16 protein-coding genes are annotated in these 17758 nt (G+C 45.3%); 15 read left to right on the top strand and 1 reads right to left on the bottom strand.

Annotation, left to right across the window (positions count from 1 at the left end):
- Nucleotides 1-36: 36 nt before the first annotated feature.
- The gene (locus COPRO5265_RS02835; RefSeq protein WP_012543893.1) at nucleotides 37-861 is read right to left on the bottom strand and encodes an alpha/beta hydrolase; all 825 of its coding nucleotides are present in this window, start codon (nucleotides 859-861) and stop codon (nucleotides 37-39) included.
- A gap of 185 nt (nucleotides 862-1046) precedes the next feature.
- On the opposite strand from COPRO5265_RS02835, the gene COPRO5265_RS02840 reads away from it, so the two are divergent.
- From COPRO5265_RS02840 to COPRO5265_RS02910, 15 genes are all read left to right on the top strand, one after another.
- Nucleotides 1047-1964, top strand: a complete 918-nt coding sequence (locus COPRO5265_RS02840) for a DUF5655 domain-containing protein (protein ID WP_012544791.1) — start codon at nucleotides 1047-1049, stop codon at nucleotides 1962-1964.
- Between the two features lie 146 nt (nucleotides 1965-2110).
- Nucleotides 2111-2395: a 30S ribosomal protein S6 gene (gene rpsF / locus COPRO5265_RS02845; RefSeq protein WP_012544154.1), complete on the top strand. Its 285-nt coding sequence runs from the start codon at nucleotides 2111-2113 to the stop codon at nucleotides 2393-2395.
- 3 nt (nucleotides 2396-2398) lie between these two features.
- Nucleotides 2399-2887: a single-stranded DNA-binding protein gene (locus tag COPRO5265_RS02850; protein ID WP_012544406.1), complete on the top strand. Its 489-nt coding sequence runs from the start codon at nucleotides 2399-2401 to the stop codon at nucleotides 2885-2887.
- Between the two features lie 92 nt (nucleotides 2888-2979).
- Nucleotides 2980-3204 carry a 30S ribosomal protein S18 gene (gene rpsR / locus COPRO5265_RS02855; protein WP_012543648.1) on the top strand — a complete coding sequence of 75 codons (225 nt, stop codon included), beginning with the start codon at nucleotides 2980-2982 and terminating at the stop codon, nucleotides 3202-3204.
- Nucleotides 3205-3337: 133 nt separating this feature from the next.
- Nucleotides 3338-4336: a DUF2232 domain-containing protein gene (locus tag COPRO5265_RS02860; protein WP_012544493.1), complete on the top strand. Its 999-nt coding sequence runs from the start codon at nucleotides 3338-3340 to the stop codon at nucleotides 4334-4336.
- 6 nt (nucleotides 4337-4342) lie between these two features.
- On the top strand, nucleotides 4343-4789 hold the full coding sequence (gene rplI / locus COPRO5265_RS02865; RefSeq protein ID WP_012543954.1) for a 50S ribosomal protein L9: 447 nt from the start codon (nucleotides 4343-4345) through the stop codon (nucleotides 4787-4789).
- 18 nt (nucleotides 4790-4807) lie between these two features.
- Nucleotides 4808-6178 carry a replicative DNA helicase gene (gene dnaB / locus COPRO5265_RS02870; RefSeq protein ID WP_012544341.1) on the top strand — a complete coding sequence of 457 codons (1371 nt, stop codon included), beginning with the start codon at nucleotides 4808-4810 and terminating at the stop codon, nucleotides 6176-6178.
- On the top strand, nucleotides 6150-8666 hold the full coding sequence (leuS, locus tag COPRO5265_RS02875) for a leucine--tRNA ligase (RefSeq protein ID WP_012543639.1): 2517 nt from the start codon (nucleotides 6150-6152) through the stop codon (nucleotides 8664-8666). The genes dnaB and leuS overlap by 29 nt, the downstream gene beginning before the upstream one ends.
- 29 nt (nucleotides 8667-8695) lie before the next feature.
- On the top strand, nucleotides 8696-9337 hold the full coding sequence (locus COPRO5265_RS02880; protein ID WP_041736049.1) for a helix-hairpin-helix domain-containing protein: 642 nt from the start codon (nucleotides 8696-8698) through the stop codon (nucleotides 9335-9337).
- A gap of 5 nt (nucleotides 9338-9342) precedes the next feature.
- Nucleotides 9343-11097, top strand: a complete 1755-nt coding sequence (locus COPRO5265_RS02885; protein WP_012544617.1) for a ComEC/Rec2 family competence protein — start codon at nucleotides 9343-9345, stop codon at nucleotides 11095-11097.
- Between the two features lie 99 nt (nucleotides 11098-11196).
- Nucleotides 11197-12660, top strand: coding sequence for an LCP family protein (locus COPRO5265_RS02890; protein WP_012544552.1), 1464 nt, complete (start codon nucleotides 11197-11199; stop codon nucleotides 12658-12660).
- Nucleotides 12661-12715: 55 nt separating this feature from the next.
- Nucleotides 12716-13162, top strand: coding sequence for a hypothetical protein (locus tag COPRO5265_RS02895; protein WP_012544008.1), 447 nt, complete (start codon nucleotides 12716-12718; stop codon nucleotides 13160-13162).
- Entirely contained in the window at nucleotides 13147-15060 is a 1914-nt protein-coding gene (gene gyrB / locus COPRO5265_RS02900; RefSeq protein ID WP_012543945.1) for a DNA topoisomerase (ATP-hydrolyzing) subunit B, read from the top strand. Before COPRO5265_RS02895 ends, gyrB begins: the two co-directional genes overlap by 16 nt.
- Nucleotides 15061-15074: 14 nt before the next feature.
- Nucleotides 15075-17351: a DNA gyrase/topoisomerase IV subunit A gene (locus tag COPRO5265_RS02905; RefSeq protein WP_012544627.1), complete on the top strand. Its 2277-nt coding sequence runs from the start codon at nucleotides 15075-15077 to the stop codon at nucleotides 17349-17351.
- A gap of 19 nt (nucleotides 17352-17370) precedes the next feature.
- Nucleotides 17371-17754, top strand: a complete 384-nt coding sequence (locus COPRO5265_RS02910; RefSeq protein ID WP_012543707.1) for an archease — start codon at nucleotides 17371-17373, stop codon at nucleotides 17752-17754.
- The last annotated feature ends 4 nt before the right edge of the window (nucleotides 17755-17758 follow it).

Consider the following 17758-nt stretch of genomic DNA (forward strand, 5'->3'; position numbering starts at 1 on the left):
GCAGGAGCGTTACCGCACACACACGTTTGTGAGAAGTTAACTACTCAGCGCAGCCCATTTTATGAACTTTTCAAAGTAAATGCGCCAATATTCCTCGCTGTGAGTAGCATCCTTATCCACTACAAAGGTGACGTTTTCACGTCCCAGCTTCTTTTGAAGAACTTCACACAGCTTCGTGTTCGTACTTAGAAATGCCAGTGCCTCCTCAGGACGTTGCGGATCTGTTATCTCGTTTCCGCCCACATACAGCCATACTTTTACTTTGCTTTGCAAATCAAGCCTACTGATGAATTCCACCATGCGGTCATAGGTAAAAAGCAGGGCTGTTGAGAAAGCGCCAACTGTGGAAAACACGTTGTTGTATTTGAGCCCCATATACAGGGAAATAAGCCCGCCCAAAGAGCTTCCAGCAATCATGGTGTGCTCTTTGCCAGGTAAGGTTCTAAATTCGCTGTCAATGACCGGTTTCAAAGTTTCTACGATGAACTCTGAGTACTTGTCGCCTTCACCATCAACCAAGGTGTAATTCCAAGGATTCTCGGGTGTCTCGTAAATGCTGCACTGCCAAGGACAGTACTCATCAAGGCGTCGCGTACCCACAGTGCTACTGTCAATGCCCACCACAATAAATGCATACCTTTGGGGGTCCAGTTCAAAAAGCCTGTCCAGGGTTTGGTTTACCTCCCACGAGAACCCAGACAGCTTGCTTGGTTCAAATAAGTTTTGTCCATCATGCATGTACAATACAGGGTAGCGTCTACTCAAGTTTACAAAGTAATCGGGTGGAAGGTAAATCCTAACGTTTCTGTCCCGGTTAAGCTGTGGCATGTGCGCGCGTATGGTCATCAGTCTCTCAGGCATCTTAAGCGCCTTCCTTTCCAAACTAAAGAATACGAGTCTTTCAGCTTACTCTATTGAAAAGCATATTATCATTTCATGTTCCTCTTTGCCAGAGCGCAAGTTTTCTTTGTAAGCTAAAATATGATAAAGAACTCCGAATATTGCATTGAGTGTTGTATTCGGCTGCAAGGGGGAGGGATGGTTATATGCCACTCTATGAAATAAAAGATGGAAAACTAAAGCCCATTAAGGAAGAAGATTTCAAGTTGGAGAAAGACTTGCAGAAACTATGTGATGATAATCTTGAGACATTGTTTAGTTTGGAGCTGGTAAAGAGTCAATTCGCCATCGAGAACTTTAGAATCGACACATTAGCATTTGACGAGGAAACTAAAGCGTTTGTTGTAATTGAGTATAAAAAAGGTGAGAACTTCAGCGTTATTGACCAAGGTTACACGTATTTGTCTTTGGTGCTCAATAACAAAGCAGAGTGTGTCTTAGCGTATCAGGAGGCTTTTGATAAGTCCTTGAGAAAAACCGAAGTGGAGTGGTCGCAGACCAGGGTAATTTTCGTTTCCCCTTATTTTACTACTTACCAGATTAACTCGATTAACTTTAAGGATTTGCCTATTGAGTTGTGGAAGGTAAAAAGGTACTCGAACAACACAGTTTTGGTAGAACAGGTTGAACCAGCCCGTGCAAATGAGTCTATAAAAGTAATTGCTAAGGAAGGCAGCACGGCGAGGCCAACGGCGCCCGAGGAAGTAAGAACATATACTGAAGAGGACCTCTTAGCTAGGGCTTCAGAATCGACGAAAGAGCTATACGAACGACTCAAAGAACGGATTTTGCAGCTGGGTGATGTCAAGGTTAAGGTGACGAAGTTGTACATTGCTTTTGTTGCAGCAACTAACTTTGCCGATGTGGAGGTGCAGAGGAAAGGTTTGAAGGTTTTCTTAAATATGAGGAAGGGTGAACTCAATGATCCTATGAGTAAGGCTCGCGACGTATCAACGATAGGGCATTGGGGCAACGGAGATTACGAGATTAGGGTTGACACTGATACGGATCTGGATTACGTAATGTACCTCATTAAGCAGTCTTACGAAAGGAATAGGGCTTAGCCTTTTTGTGCCTCTTGCTGTACAATACTATTGTTTGCTAAAATAATTGTTTAGCAACACATAAATGAAGGACAAAGAAAAACAAACCCTGCTTTCCCAAATTCACAAGAGAAGGGGAAAGCTGCTATGACCGAAGGGAGGATTTTATGAACAGAAAGTACGAACTCATGGTTATTTACAGGGCCGAAGATGACAACGGCTACCAAGAAGGCAACGACTGGGTTACCGAAAAGGTGCAGTCGTACCAAGGGCAAGTAACTAAGTTAGACCCTTGGGGTCTTAGACGACTAGCTTATCCCATTGAAAAGCGTACACAGGCTTATTACAGCGTATTTCAGATTGAGTTGCCTGTGGAAAACCTGGATGAATTTTCTCAGGACTTAAAAGTGGATGAGAGAATTCTCCGGTTCATGATTACTAGAGGCGAGTGAGAAGTGCTGAATAAAGTGCTGCTGATCGGGCGGTTAACAACCGATCCTGTGATTAAAGCTTTGCCCAGTGGGAAGAGAGTGGCTAATTTTACATTAGCCATTGACAACCCGGGTAAGGACCAATCGGGAGCTCCGCTCCCAGCTGATTTTATCGATTGTGTGGCCTACAGCGACAATTTGGTGCGCTTGTTGGACCTTTATGTGAGAAAGGGTCGCTTAATTTTTGCTGAAGGCCGGTTGCGCATTAGAAGTTACACCGATCGTAACGGTATAAGAAGAAGGACTTCAGAAGTTGTCCTTTCCACGATTCAGTTTTTGGATTCCAAGAAAGACGCTCAGCAAAGTTCCACTGGCGTGAGCACGGGAAGTAGTGTGAAGGGCACGGAAGATGTGGACGCCATGGACATTTTGAACGAAGTGGAATCCAAGCTGCAGGAACAGGATTCTGACGATCTGGTGGACTTGGATGAAAACTTTGACGTTCCATTTTAGTTTGGACAACTTCGATGCGCTGCGCATCTCAATTGCTCGTGCAACGCACAATTACACAATTAAGAAGAAGATTATTCGGAGGTGAATAAGTAATGCCAGTACAGAGAAAAAGAAGAATAAAACTGTGCCCACTTTGCGCAGATGGCGTAAGGGAAGTTGATTATAAGGACGTAAACCGCCTGAGAAGGTTCACTTCTGACAGAGGTAAAATTCTGCCTCGCAGGGTAACTGGGGTTTGCGCCTTTCATCAAAGGTCACTTTCTAGAGCCATTAAAAGGGCACGGGAAATGGCTCTGCTGCCTTACGTGATGCAGTAAATGATACCCATCAGATTAAAGTGTTTTGAAGACGAAGACGAGAGCGCAGGAGTAAGGGTAGGGCTACGTAGGTGGATAATGCTCGCAGCATGCACGTACATGATCGAACATGACTGAGTAAAGGTACCGTGTGATGAGACAAGATTCTACAAAGGCTATTGTGGAGAGCGGGCTTATGTCCGCTCTTGCTGTTATATTGGTGCTCATGGGATGGTACCTTCCCGTGGTGGGTGCCCTCATAAGTTTGATTGCGCCGCTGCCATTTTTGGTTGTGTCTGCTAAACACGGGCTGCGCTACGGTGCCATCACGGTGGCTGTGTCGGCACTTATAAGTTACTTTCTTACGGGAGATCCGCTAATCATTGTTAGTGTGGTGCTCTCTTTGGGAAGCATTGGCTTGGCTCTGGGCTGGGCAGTCTCTCATGGTTACAGTGCTGAGCGCACCCTGCTCTTGGGGGCCGCGGTCTTTGTGATTGTGACAACGCTAATACTTTATGGATCTCAGCTCATTCTCCACCAAAACATTTTGAAGGAAATGGCTGATGTGATGAGGCAGTCTGCGTCCATGCTTGAGAGCCGGTTTGCGGGTACTGGCACAGCAACTGGAGGCATGACTGCCACCACTGCCACAACCGCCACTGGGGCTACTAGCACAGCTACTTCTTCTTTGAAAGGCATCGCCGAAAGCTACAAGCAGTATGCAGATACGCTGGAAAGTGGTTTAATGACGCCAGCGTTGATTCTTTTAGGAAGCGTGCTCTTGGCTTTTTACAACTACATCATACTGAAGCCCTTTGCTCAAAGGCTGGGTGTGGCTTTACCAAATTTACCAACCATGCAGGAGATAAGGTTGCCTGCGCTGGGGGTTTGGTTTATTCCTGCAGCGCTTCTGCTTATGGTGATTAAGTCTTCCTACACTGCGTTTTTGGGATTCAACCTTTATGTGATTGGATTGTATTATTTGATTTTCTGCGGCATGTTCTACTTGTGCAGGATTCTTTTAGGTGAGAAAGACAATAAATTTGTCAAAGCATTGTTCATAATTGGGCTTGTCTTTCCTTACTTCCCGCAGGTGTATTTCCTGTTTGGCATTTACGACTGCATAATGAGGTTATTACGAAGGGAGGGGTGAATACCGGTGAAAGTATATTTACTTCAAGATTTACCAGGTACGGGAAAAAAAGGACAAATTGTTGATGTTGCTGAAGGCTATGCTCGTAACTACCTGTTCAAGAACAACTTAGCGATCTTGGCTGACGAAAAACTCATTGAACAGGTGAAAAAGCGCGAAGAGCGTGAGCAAAGAAAAGAGGAAGAACGCTATCAGAAAGCTTTGGATTTAAAGAAGGAACTAGAAGGAAAAGCAGTAGTAGTAAAAGCACCAGGTGGCGAAACAGGAAAGCTGTACGGGGCTGTTACTACAAGACAAATAGCTCATGCACTAAAAGAGCAGTTAAAGCTGGAAGTGGACAGCAAAGACATAAACATGCCGGATCCCATAAAGAGCGTGGGGGTCTATGATGTTGACATACACCTGTTCAAGGACGTATGGGCAACTGTGAAGGTGAAAGTGGAGAAAGAATGAGAAAGAGAATGAGAGAAAATGATTAACGAATCTTCATTTGGGATGCCTTATTCTCACGAGGCAGAAGTTTCGGTACTCGGTTCCTGCCTCATTAATAAGGACGCTCTTGCAGAAGTAGCAGGCTCACTTTTGCCTGAAGATTTTTACGAAGAGCGTCACAAGATCTTATTTCAGGTCATGACCCAGATGTATGAAGAGGGCATTCCTGTGGATTTGGTCACCTTCGTGGAAAGGCTTAAACGGGATAACCTGCTGGATGTGGTAGGTGGGCAGGAGTACGTAGCGCAGGTGGCTTCGTCAGTTTATACCGCTGCAAACGTGGGTACTTATGCAAAGCTGGTAAAGGAACGATCTCTGCAACGTTCGTTAATCAGAGTTGGCACGGAAATTGCACGCTTGGGTTACACTGGCAAGAATATCGAAGAGGATTTAGATAAGGCACAGCAATTGGTGTTTAGCCTTTCCATGTGGAAATACATGAAGTCGGCAACGCCAGTGAGCGAGCTGGTCAAGAGGTACTACTCACTCATTGAAGAAAGATATGCTCAGAGAAGCCGCGTAACAGGTTACCCCACCGGTTTGCAGAAGTTGGACGAGCTTTTGACGGGATTTCAAAGGTCGGATCTGCTTATCTTGGCTGCGCGCCCCGGCATGGGTAAAACGGCCTTTGCTCTGAACGTGGCGACTTACATGTCCATGGAAGAAGAAATACCAGTGCTGTTTTTCTCTTTGGAAATGTCTGCAACGCAGCTTGTGCAGCGTCTGTTGTCTGCTGTATCCAATGTGCCTTCCCAAAAACTGAAAACAGGTTACTTAGCTACGGAAGACTTCGATGCACTGCGTATTGCCATGTCACGTCTGGAAGATGCTCCTCTGTGGATAGATGAATCTCCCGGATTATCGGTTTTGGAAATAAGATCCAGAGCCAGAAGAGCAGTGGCAGAACTGGGCATTAAGATGATCATTATTGACTACTTGCAGCTTATAAGGTTGGGTCAGAACGTGGATAACCGGGTTCAGGAAGTTTCTGAGATTACCCGTTCTTTAAAGAATCTTGCGCGGGAACTGGATATACCGCTTTTGGTGCTGTCGCAGCTGAGCCGAGCTGTGGAACAAAGGGCGGACAAACGTCCACAGCTGAGTGACTTAAGGGAAAGCGGTAGCATTGAGCAGGATGCCGATGTGGTAATGTTTCTTTACAGCGAGGATTATTACAAGCAGCAAAAGGGACTTCGCCCAGAAAACTCCACAGTGGAACTGGTGGTTGCTAAACACAGGAATGGTCCCACGGGCGAAGTAAAATTAATGTTTAGAAAGGATATTGGCAGATTCTATTCGCTTGAGGAGAATGTTTGGGGTGATGAAGGTGCGGCAGTCAGCGAAGAATAACGAAAGCAACGGCAGTACAGAATACGATTTCAAAAAGGCCGAGGAGCGTTGGTCAAAGTACTGGCAAGAACGTGGCCTTTTTAAAGCTAATGGGACTCTTGGTACGAAGCCCAAACAGTACGTGCTGGAAATGTTCCCTTACCCCTCAGGCAAGCTTCACATGGGACATGTTAGGAATTACTCCTTGGGAGATGTGGTAGCACGTTACAACAGAATGAGAGGTTTTGATGTGCTTCATCCCATGGGATGGGACGCTTTTGGGTTGCCTGCAGAGAACGCAGCCATTGAGAGGGGTATTCACCCGGAAAACTGGACTTTGTCCAACATCGGTTACATGAGAGAGCAGATGAAAAAGCTAGGTTTTAGCTATGATTGGGACAGAGAAGTCGCCACTTGTTTGCCTGATTACTACAAATGGACTCAGTGGTTGTTCCTAAAGCTTTATGAAAATGGCTTGGCATACAAGAAGCGTGCAAAGGTGAACTGGTGTCCTCACTGCAAGACGGTACTTGCTAACGAGCAAGTTATTGATGGTAAATGCTGGCGTTGTCACAGTCCAATTGAAAAAAGGGAAATTGAACAGTGGTTTTTCAAAATAACGGCATATGCTGAAGATTTGCTCAATGATTTGGATAACTTGGATTGGCCTGAGCATGTAAAAGCACAGCAGCGTAACTGGATTGGTCGCTCTGAAGGTGCTTTGGTGAAGTTTGCCATTGAAGGGACTGACAAAGTCATTGAAATATTTACAACCAGATTGGACACCATTTACGGTGCTACCTTCATGGTCTTAGCTCCTGAGCATCCACTGGCAATGGAGTTGGTACAGGGTACTGCGCTAAAAGAGCTTTACGACGAATACTTAAAAAGGATCTCCTTGAAATCAGAAATTGACCGCCTCAGCACGGAAAAAGAAAAAGAAGGTTTCTTCCTTGGCAAGTACGCTGTAAACCCCTTTAACGGTGAAAGAATACCAATTTATGCTGGTGATTACGTGCTTACGGAATACGGCACAGGCGCTATCATGGCAGTGCCAGCTCATGATGAACGCGACTACGCTTTTGCAGTTAAATACAACATTCCCATAAGACCAGTGGTGGTTCCCAAAGACGGTGAAGAGATAAAGAATGGCGAGGTCTTCACCGAATATGGTGTGCTGGTAAATAGTGGGCCTTACACAGGAAAAACCTCTGAAGAAGCCCAGAAGCTCATGGCTGAGTACTTAGAAGAGCACAACTTGGGGCAAAAATCTGTAACGTACAGGCTTAGAGATTGGCTGGTGAGCCGCCAGAGGTACTGGGGTGCTCCAATTCCCGTAGTTTATTGTGAACACTGCGGAACAGTACCCGTCCCTGAGGATCAGCTTCCAGTGATTCTACCCAGAGAAGTGGATTACCTGCCTGGCGATTTGGTTTCTCCCTTGGCTACTGATGAAGAGTTTGTGCACACTACTTGTCCAAAGTGTGGTGGTCCGGCTCGACGGGAAACTGATACCATGGACACGTTTGTGGATAGCTCGTGGTATTACCTAAGGTACGTAGATCCACATAACGAACAAGCGCCATTTGATAAGGAACTGGCACAGTATTGGATGCCTGTGGACATATACATTGGCGGTGTGGAGCATGCCGTACTGCATTTGCTTTACAGTCGTTTTATTACCAAAGCGCTAAAAGACATGGGATACGTGACGATTAGCGAGCCCTTTAGCAAACTATTTACTCAGGGTATGGTAACTTTGGGTGGTTCAGCCATGTCGAAGTCAAAAGGCAACATTGTGGATCCAGATGATATCCTAAGGGACTATGGTGCTGATGCAGCAAGGATGTACACACTGTTTGTGGCGCCACCTGAAAAGGATTTTGAGTGGAGCCAGCAAGGGCTGGAAGGTATTGTAAGGTTCATAAGACGCATTTGGAACTTCTACTGCAAATATGCTGATGAGGTAAAAGAAGCTGTGGCAGCTCCTATGGGTAAGCTTTTCGAGGGAATGAGTGAGTACGATGAGAAAGCGCTCAGGGCAGTGAACCGTTTGGTCTACAGAGTCACTGAGGATATTGAGGATAACTACCGATTCAACACTGCCATTGCCGCCATGATGGAGTTCCTCAATGAAGTAACGGATTACGACGAAAAGGTTAGTAGCGCGGTTATGAAGACGCTGCTTGAAACCTTTGCGAAGGTACTAGCGCCCTTTGTGCCGTTCTTGGCAGAAGAACTTTGGGCAATGCTGGGTAACGCGCCTTCGGTTCACGAACAATCTTGGCCCCAGTGGGACGAAAGTATGCTTCAGGAAAACACTGTGGAAGTTGCAGTGCAAATAAACGGGAAATTTAGGGGCACAGTGGTGGTTCGCAACGGAGCCAGCGAAGAGGAAGTAAGGGAAGCAGTTATGAGTAGTGGCAATTTTTCTAAGTACTTGTCCAAGGAAGGCGGTTACAAGAAGTGTTTCTACGTTCCGAACAAAATAATAAATTTCATAGTTTAGCAGGTGGATGGAAGAAGGCTGCCACATGGTTGGCAGCCTTCTTTTTAGTTGGGGCAATTTGCTTCGAAATGGGATATCGCTTTGGTGTGTCTAGTTTGCTTAGTTCAAAAGATGCTCAGGCCAGTGTTTCACCATCTGTGGAGACCTCTTCAGCGGCTGCTAATAGCACTTCTACCGCGCTGGAACCTGAGCTGGTCAGTGTTTACATTGTTGGTGCTGTGGACCGACCAGGGGTTTACACTGCTAAGCCAACCCAACGTATAGGGGACGTTATAAGCATGGCGGGTGTAAAAGGTGATGCAGACCTTACAAGACTGAATTTAGCTAGTCATGTTGCTGATGAGATGATGGTTTATGTACCTACTAAGGCGGAGCAGCAGAATGTAGATGGGAGTCAAGGGATACCTTCAAGCACGGCACAAAATTCTGGGGGAGTAGTCATCGGCAGCAGCGAATCTGCGGGGAGTTCTAAAAGTTCCCTGATTAACATAAACACGGCTGATGAGAAACAATTGGATGCACTTCCTGGCATTGGGCCTACGTTGGCGGCTCGCATTGTTGAATACAGGCAAGCCAATGGGCCATTTAAGAGTATTGAAGAAGTGAAAAATGTTTCTGGAATCGGCGAAAAGCGGTTTGCTGACATAAAGGACTTAATTACGGTTCGTTAATAAGGATGATTCTTACCGCCCTTGCAGTGGTTTTTGCCCTGTGGTTTTATCCCTGGGGAGCAGTTCTGTTCGTCCCGTTATTTGTTTTCTTAAAGAAGAAACGCTGGATAGCCATTGTTGGTGTTGTGGTAGTACTGCTTGCATACACAAGCATTTATAGATCCGTAAGCATGGATGGACAGGTTTTCAAAGGCACTGTGGTGGTGGACTCTGATGGTAAAGGGTACTACAGGGGCTTAGTGCCCGTTTGTTCGAGCGATGTTGGTGTGCTTAGCGGTACGTTCCAAATGAATTGGCACAAATACCACTGCGCTGTTCCCGTGAAGGTGAATACTTTAGAGACGCCTTTGTTTCGTGTCAGATCAGCAATGGAAAACAGGTTGGGTAGTCTACAATCGGGTTCATTACTAAATGCACTAGTTTTGGGCAACCCGCTACCTTTGAGAATTCAAGAGCAAGCTATAAAGACAGGTATTTTGCATGTCTTTGCCATATCAGGCCTGCAGACAACTTTACTTATGGGTTACGTTTACAGGTGGAGCAAGAACAAGATTGCAACAATGTTGCTTGGCCTCGTTTTAATCATCTTTTACGGTTTTTCTGCCTCGGTGCTGCGTAGTGTACTCATGTACGGGGTAATGCTGTCCATACCAAAGGGCAGAAAACTTGGATTAGGTGGAGTTGCCGCCGCGGGTTTGGCAGCATCTTGCTTAGATCCGCTATTTTTCACCCGAACGGCATCTTTATTGTCTTTACTGGGTGCAGCTGCCGTGGTTTACTGGGGCGATTCCAAATGGTCAAGCGTGAAAATCAGCTTGACGTTACTACCGGCGAGCCTGCTTTTCTTTCATTCTATTTCTCTGCTAGGTGCTTTTTTTACTGTGCTACTTGTACCAGTGTTCACGTTGTTGTACGCACTTGGCATTTTGTATGTGATTATGCCACTAAGACTACTAAGTTACTTAGTTGACATGGTGGGCATGGCTATTCTGTCGCTACATGAACTGGTGGAACTGTTGCCTGCGTGGGTGTTGCTTAATTTTGGTTCTAGAGAGGTTCTTGTCATCCTTGTTGGTGTTGTCTTAACTGCATTGCTAAGACGTTGGTGGTTGCCGGTGCTCACATGCATAGCATTACTGCTACTCCCTGCTCAAAGCCGTGTCATTTTCCTGGACGTCGGCCAGGGTTCAGCTACCTTGGTACAAAAAGGTTCTTACGGGCTACTTATAGATACCTCGGACAGGGCTGTGGTTTTGCGTGATGTGAGGTGGTATGGCATTAGGCACCTGGGACTCATAATCAGCCATGACGATAAAGACCACAATGGAATGCAGGAACAAGTTATGCTTTCTTTTCACCCCAAGATTATGGACCCATACAAGGGTGATATGATCAGTTTCGGGCCCATAAGAGCTGAAACTGTATGGCCACCACCTGCAATGGTGGGCACTGATAACGAACTGAGTAAAGTGATTTACTTACCAGAGTTTAATGGGCTCATAACAGGGGATGTGCCGGCAGCTTATTTGCCTAATGGTGACTATAGTTTCTTTACTGTGCCTCATCATGGAGCTAAACTTACAGAGCTGAGTTTGACTTCTTCGGTGGCGGTAATTTCTGTGGGTAAGAATGCTTATGGCCACCCAAATAAGGACACACTGAAAGTGCTCGAAAGTAAACATATGAAGGTGTACCGAACAGACTACTGTGGTGACATAATCTATGAACAGGGCAGGGTTTCTTGCCCGTCCAACCGATAACTGTGGCTGCTTGGTTTGTGCCGGATGTTTTCGCCTTGAAAGTCTGGTTTTCGCTGTAGTGATGCTGTTTTTTGAGCATTTTAGTGGTATAATTTAAATATGAAAATGAGCGTGAATGTGAAAAAGGTTCTCATTGCAATCGGTTTCTTACTTATATTTTTGGTGTCTTTCGTAGGTGGTGTTTTTGCTCAGAAGGTGATCATGCCTCAAGGAGAAGGTGTTAATTTGGCCGATCTCGTTTCAAGCGCTGCTGAACGGTTTTCCAGCATAACTGGTTCAAAAGGAGACCAAGTATGGCTGATAGCTGGTTTGGATACGGTGGGAGAAATGAAGGGTGCAGGTTCTGTGGGGCACAACGACACGCTGATTTTGGCGTTTATCCGTGGGAGTACTATTAATCTGCTTTACATACCTAGAGACTCCTTGGTCGCCATACCAGACAAAGGTGTGACAAAGGTGGGGCATACCTTTCTCTATGGTGGTGTGAGGAAACTTGCTGAAACCATTAAGCAAAACTTTGGCGTGGCTGTAGATCATTACGTGGTAGTTAATTTCAGTACGGTGATTGAAATGGTTGACCTTATGGGAGGTCTTAAGGTGGATGTGCCTCAAAGGTATTGCTATCAAGGCGTAGGAGTACCTAGATACACATGCATTGACAAGGGTACTCATACACTTAATGGTACAGAATTCTTGGTTTATTGGCGAATCAGGGATTATGGGAGGACACATGTCTCAGATTTAACAAGGATACAAAGGCAGATCGATTTACTCTTGGGAACCGATTTGAAAGATCAAGTAATATCAAAGCTTTCTCCTAGTTTTGTATCAAGTGCAGTGGATGTGTGGAGCAAGTACGTGCTTTCTGATGTTAGCTTGATGGAGATAGCTAGTTTGGCAAACAAGTGGAAGGATGCCCACATCGAAGCTGATGTGCTAAGCGGAGATTCTTTTATTAGTCGTGTGTTTGACTTGGGTGTTCCTGTTTCAGTGTATCAGTGGGATGCGGATTGGCTTAAGAGCTGGTATATAGAGAAATTCGGTCCTATGGGGCAAACGTTAGCTAACGGAGTCAATCCGCCTAAGCTGAGTGTTCCACGGCCCACCGATTCCAGCTCAAGCAAGGAAACGTCTGGCAACAAAAATAGCACCAGCGGAGGCAAAACGTCCACAGCCAGTAATAGTGGAAGCAACAGTAGTGGCTCCACAGGTGGCACGGCCACGCAATCACCAACGCCATCGTCAACGACAACGACAACAACAACGACAAGTACGACTACTCAGAATTCTTCACAGAGCAATGCAACCACGAATGTGAATGATACAGCTACACAAAGTGTGCCAGAGTTACCACCTGAGGTGGAGAACAATACTACTGTGGCAACAGGGGCTGTGAATGGCGAAATTCCAGGCCCCGTGATTACGCCAACTACTGCAACCCCTCCGGAAGAAAACTATAACGATTCCTGGGAGGGAAGTGGTTATGATTCAAAGAATAATGAGAATGAAACATTGACAGTGACCAACGCATACACTGAAACACCAACTGAGGGTGGACACTAGCATGATTTTTTCGCAGCTGTGAGGTAAGGTGTTTTTGGTGGTGTCAAAGTCTTCCATGAAAAGAGCTTTTGACCTGCTAGGCGGGAACGAGAAGCTTTTTTGGTTTTTGGAAGTTTCAAGAAAGTGGGATTCACTAGATACTTGGCTTAAGGATTTAGTGTTTCCTTCTGCCTTGCAAGGGACAGTGGTTGTTATGGATTACTACAGTCCTGTGGGTAGAATGAAGCTGCTTTACAACAAGGATGATGTATTAACAGAACTGAAGAGGTTCTTGCCTTTTGCAGAGGATGTAAAGGTTGGAAAGGCAAGAAAAAAGGAGAGTTTTTCACACCTAAGTGAAAAGCTTTCACGAAGTAAGAAAATTGAGAAACAGATCTTAGAGCTATCTGATGTGGACGCAGACGGCGTGTGCACGGATGGCATTAAAGATAAAGAGTTAGCCGAACTATTTGGTAAGTTTGTAAAGGTTAGGAGGGCATGGCAGGAATGGAAAAAAGCTTGAAAACGAAAAACTACGGTGCTGAACAGATCAAAGTTTTAGGCGATCTTGAGGGCGTTAGAAAACGCCCTGCCATGTACATAGGAAGTACGGACAAGAATGGTTTGCACCATCTCATTTGGGAGATTGTAGACAATGCCATCGACGAAGCCATGGCGGGCTTCTGCGATCACATAAAAGTTGTGCTTTACAAAGATGGTTCAGTGTTAGTTGAAGACAACGGCCGTGGTATACCGGTGGAGATTCATCCTCAGGAAGGCCGTCCTACCGTAGAAGTGGTGTTAACAAAGTTGCACGCTGGTGGTAAGTTCGGTGGTCAGGCTTACAAAGCTAGCGGCGGTTTGCATGGCGTGGGTTTGTCCGTGGTAAATGCTCTTAGTGAATGGCTTGAAATAACTGTAAAAAGAGATGGAACGGTATATTGGCAACGTTACGAGTTCGGTAAACCTGTAACAGAGGTTAAAGAAATTGGTCAGTACGATGATACTGAAAGCTCAGCCACCATAGTTCAGTTCAAGCCTGACAAATCCATCTTTGCTGATACGCGTTTTGACTACGAAGTTATAAGGCAGCGTTTAAGAGAGCTTGCTTTCCTAAACAGTGAGGTTACCATTGAGCTGCAAAGGGAAGGCAGTGAGCCAGAATTCTTCCACTTTGAATCAGGCTTGGCTGGCTTACTCGAAGAGGTTGCTAACAGTTCAGAAAAAATCATTGATGTGCTTCGTTTTTCAGGCGCACAGCAAGATGTCCAAGTTGAGGTTGCTTTTACTTACGTGGACGATTTTGATGAGAACATTGTGTCTTTTGTGAACTCCGTTAGAACGGTAGATGGAGGAACTCACGTTCAGGGCTTAAGATCGGCAATATCTAAAACGCTGGCTGAAGTGGGTAGGAGAAAAGGGTTGCTCAAGGATAACAATGTCTCCAGTGACGACTTTCGTCAGGGATTAAGAGCAGTGGTGGCAGTTAGGGTACCAGAGCCTGAGTTTGAAGGTCAAACCAAAGGTAAACTGGGCTCCAAATATGTAAGGAACATTGTAGAGGATGTAGTATCCAAGGCTTTTGAAAGTTATTTGGAGACGCAAAACGATGTTACAAAGACCTTGATTCAGAGGGCCTTAGCTTCTGCTGAAATGCGCGAAACCTTCAAACGCACTCGAGAAATGATGAAGAACAGACTCAGAGTGGAATCTACGGTACTGCCAGGAAAGCTGTCAGATTGTTCCAGTCGTGATGTGGAAAAACGTGAACTTCTCATCGTAGAGGGAGAAAGCGCTGGTGGATCAGCGAAGCAAGGCCGTGATAGGACTATTCAAGCAGTACTACCGCTCAGAGGAAAAATACTGAACGTTGAGAAAGCTAGCTGGAAGCGTGTTTTGGATAATGAAGAGATTCAGGCGCTTATAGCTGCTATTGGCACTGGCGTGGGTGAGCATTTTAACTTTGCAAAACTACGTTACGGAAAAATTATTATCATGACTGATGCTGACGTGGACGGTGCTCACATTAGAACGTTGCTTCTCACGTTCTTCTTTAGAATGATGCGTCCTTTGGTGGAAGAGGGACACATCTACATTGCTCAGCCGCCTCTGTACAAGATTGAAAGGAAGAAGAGCAAGGACATTATCTACCTGTATTCTGATGAAGACTTGCAGGCTTTCTTAAGAGAGCATGAGGGCGAGAATTTTGAGATACAGCGTTACAAGGGGTTAGGTGAAATGAACGCTGAGCAGTTGTGGGAAACCACTCTTAACCCCGAAACGCGTAATTTGTACATGGTGACTGTGGAAGACGCTGAAAAAGCAGACGAGCTGTTTTCGGTGCTAATGGGAGAAAAGGTTCAACCCAGAAAAGAGTTCATATTTGCTAATGCGAACTTAGTTAAGAACTTGGATGTGTGAGGTGTTATTGAGTTATGGCAGGTATTCATGAAAGGGAAATTACTGAAGAACTAAAACAGTCTTATATTGATTACGCCATGAGCGTCATCGTAGGAAGAGCTCTTCCTGACGTTCGTGATGGCTTGAAGCCGGTGCAAAGGCGAATCATTTACTCCATGTCGGAGACGGGAAGTACTTACAATAATCCATACAAAAAATCTGCTCGTATTGTGGGTGACGTGCTTGGTAAGTACCATCCACATGGTGACGCTTCTGTTTACGACGCACTGGTGCGTATGGCACAGGACTTTGTTATGCGTTATCCACTGGTGGACGGTCATGGAAACTTTGGATCCATGGACGGAGACCCGCCAGCAGCTATGCGTTACACTGAGGTGAGGTTAACACGACTTTCAGAGTATCTTGTGCAGGATTTAGATAAGGACACGGTAAACTGGGTTCCAAACTTCGATGGCAGTTTAAAGGAGCCCGAAGTTCTTCCCGCTGTGTTTCCTCAGCTCTTGGTTAATGGTTCCAGTGGTATTGCCGTAGGCGTATCGACGTACATCCCACCTCACAACTTGGGTGAAATCATCGATGCCACGTTGCACTTCCTTCACAATCCGGAAGCAACATCTAGGCAACTTATGAGGTTTGTTAAAGGTCCGGATTTTCCAACTGGCGGTCAGATTATTAACCCTCAAGATCTTGTAAAGGTGTATGAAGAAGGGAAGGGCGTAATTCGCGTACGTGGCCGAGCTAAGTTGGAAGAGGGACACGGGCAAAAACGCAGATTAGTTATTTATGAAATACCTTACATGGTCAACAAAGCAGAGCTGGTGTCTCAAATTGCCCAGCTCATTCGAGATAGAAAATTATCTGGTGTTGACGAGGTCAGAGACGAAAGTAACAGGCAGGGCGTCAGAGTGGTATTGGAGCTCAAGAAAGGCGCCAGTTTCCACCACATTCTGAACCAACTGTATGAACAGACCGCTTTGGAAAACAGCTTTGCGATTAACATGGTTGCACTAAAAGACGGGGCTCCTGTTCAACTAACCTTGCGTGATTACATCGCCTCATTCGTGGATTTTAGGAAAGAAACCATTTTAAGAAGAACACGTTATTTGCTGGATAAAGCTTCGAAGCGCCGCGAAGTTGTAGAGGGTATTCTTAAGGCGCTGGATAACATTGATTTGGTTATTGAAATTATCCGGAATGCAGAAACTACAGATCAGGCAAAGAGACGCCTCATGTCACAGATAGGCCTAACAGAGGTGCAAGCAGAGGCTGTGTTGGAGATAAAGCTTAGATCGTTGGTACACATGGAGAAGGAAAAAGTTGAACAAGAGCTGGAATCTCTTCTGAAAGCCATTGCTGAATACACTGAGATACTAAACAGTGAAACCAAGCTACTGGAAGTCATCGCTGAGGAGCTTAAACATGTGAAAAAACTGTTTGCTGATCAAAGAAGAACGCTAATTGGATTCTCGGATCAGCAAACAGAGACGGTACAAGCTGCCGAGGAAACATTCTTCATTGAACTGTTGGAGTACGGCATTATCAGAAGGTCAAAAACGCAGACAAACTTGGTGGACTTTATTGAGGTGCAGGGAAGTGACCCCGTTATGTTCCTGACGAACTTTGGAAAGATATTCTGCATATCTGCTTACGAAATTCCTGAAAGTCAACGTGGTGTGGCTTTGAACGCTCTATTTCCTATGGGGAATGATGAAAAAGTGCTGCTATTAGGGACTCAAAACCAGGAGCTTATTGCCATCAGTGAAAAAGGAAAAGGAAAACGTTTCAGATTGGACGTGGAAAAGATCCCATCTCGAGGTGGCTATTACTTCCTGCTTGACCCAGGTGACATGGTATCAGTCATAGTTCCTGTAACTAGCAAAGAACTTGTTGTTATTAGTGCTCAGGGCAAGGCATTGCGTTTGGATGTGGAGAGTATTCCAGAACGTGGGCTTCGTACAGGCGGAGTTAAGGTTATGAGAACTTACGAAGGGGACCGAGTAGTGGGGGCGACATGCTTAAAACAGAAATACATCGTTACTATGACAGAAAACGCATATGCTAAGCGAACGGACATAGATGAAATACCCAAGAGAAATAGAGGCGCTGCAGGTGTTTTCATACATAAAGCTAATGAAACTACTGGCCCAGTAATAGGGGTTTCTTGTAACGAGAATATGCTTTACCGCTCAGGCAGAGAATGGCTTCCCTTAAGCATGAGTGACATACCGGTTTGTTCCAAGGCTTCCATGGGGAAGAAGGTTCTAAGAACCTTAATCAATCGGTTGGTTTGAGGAAGGCTGTGATTTTTGTATGTCGTACAGGTTTTTGGATCATACTGCAGATTTGGGCGTTGAGGTAAGTGGAGAATCTACTGAGGAGCTCTTTCAATCCTGTTTGGATGCTTTGAGAGAGTGGAGTTTCCATGAAGTTGGTTCTTCTGAAGTTAAACATAATGTAGAACTTTCTGCAGACACGGAAACGGAGCTTTGGTTCAAGTTTTTGAACGAAGTGGTGTTCTACATGGATAAGAACGAAGCTCCATTGACGTTAAGCTTAAGGGAGTACCATTTGGGTTGCAATTGCTATTTAAGAGCAGAGTTAACGATGGCTGAGCAAAGTAAGAGAAAGCAGGCTGTGAAGGCTTTTACATTGCACAATTTTGGGTTTACGGCACAAATGATTTTTGACGTGTGATGAG

Origin of the sequence: Coprothermobacter proteolyticus DSM 5265 (genome assembly GCF_000020945.1) — a bacterium.
Classification (GTDB): Bacteria; Coprothermobacterota; Coprothermobacteria; order Coprothermobacterales; family Coprothermobacteraceae; genus Coprothermobacter; species Coprothermobacter proteolyticus.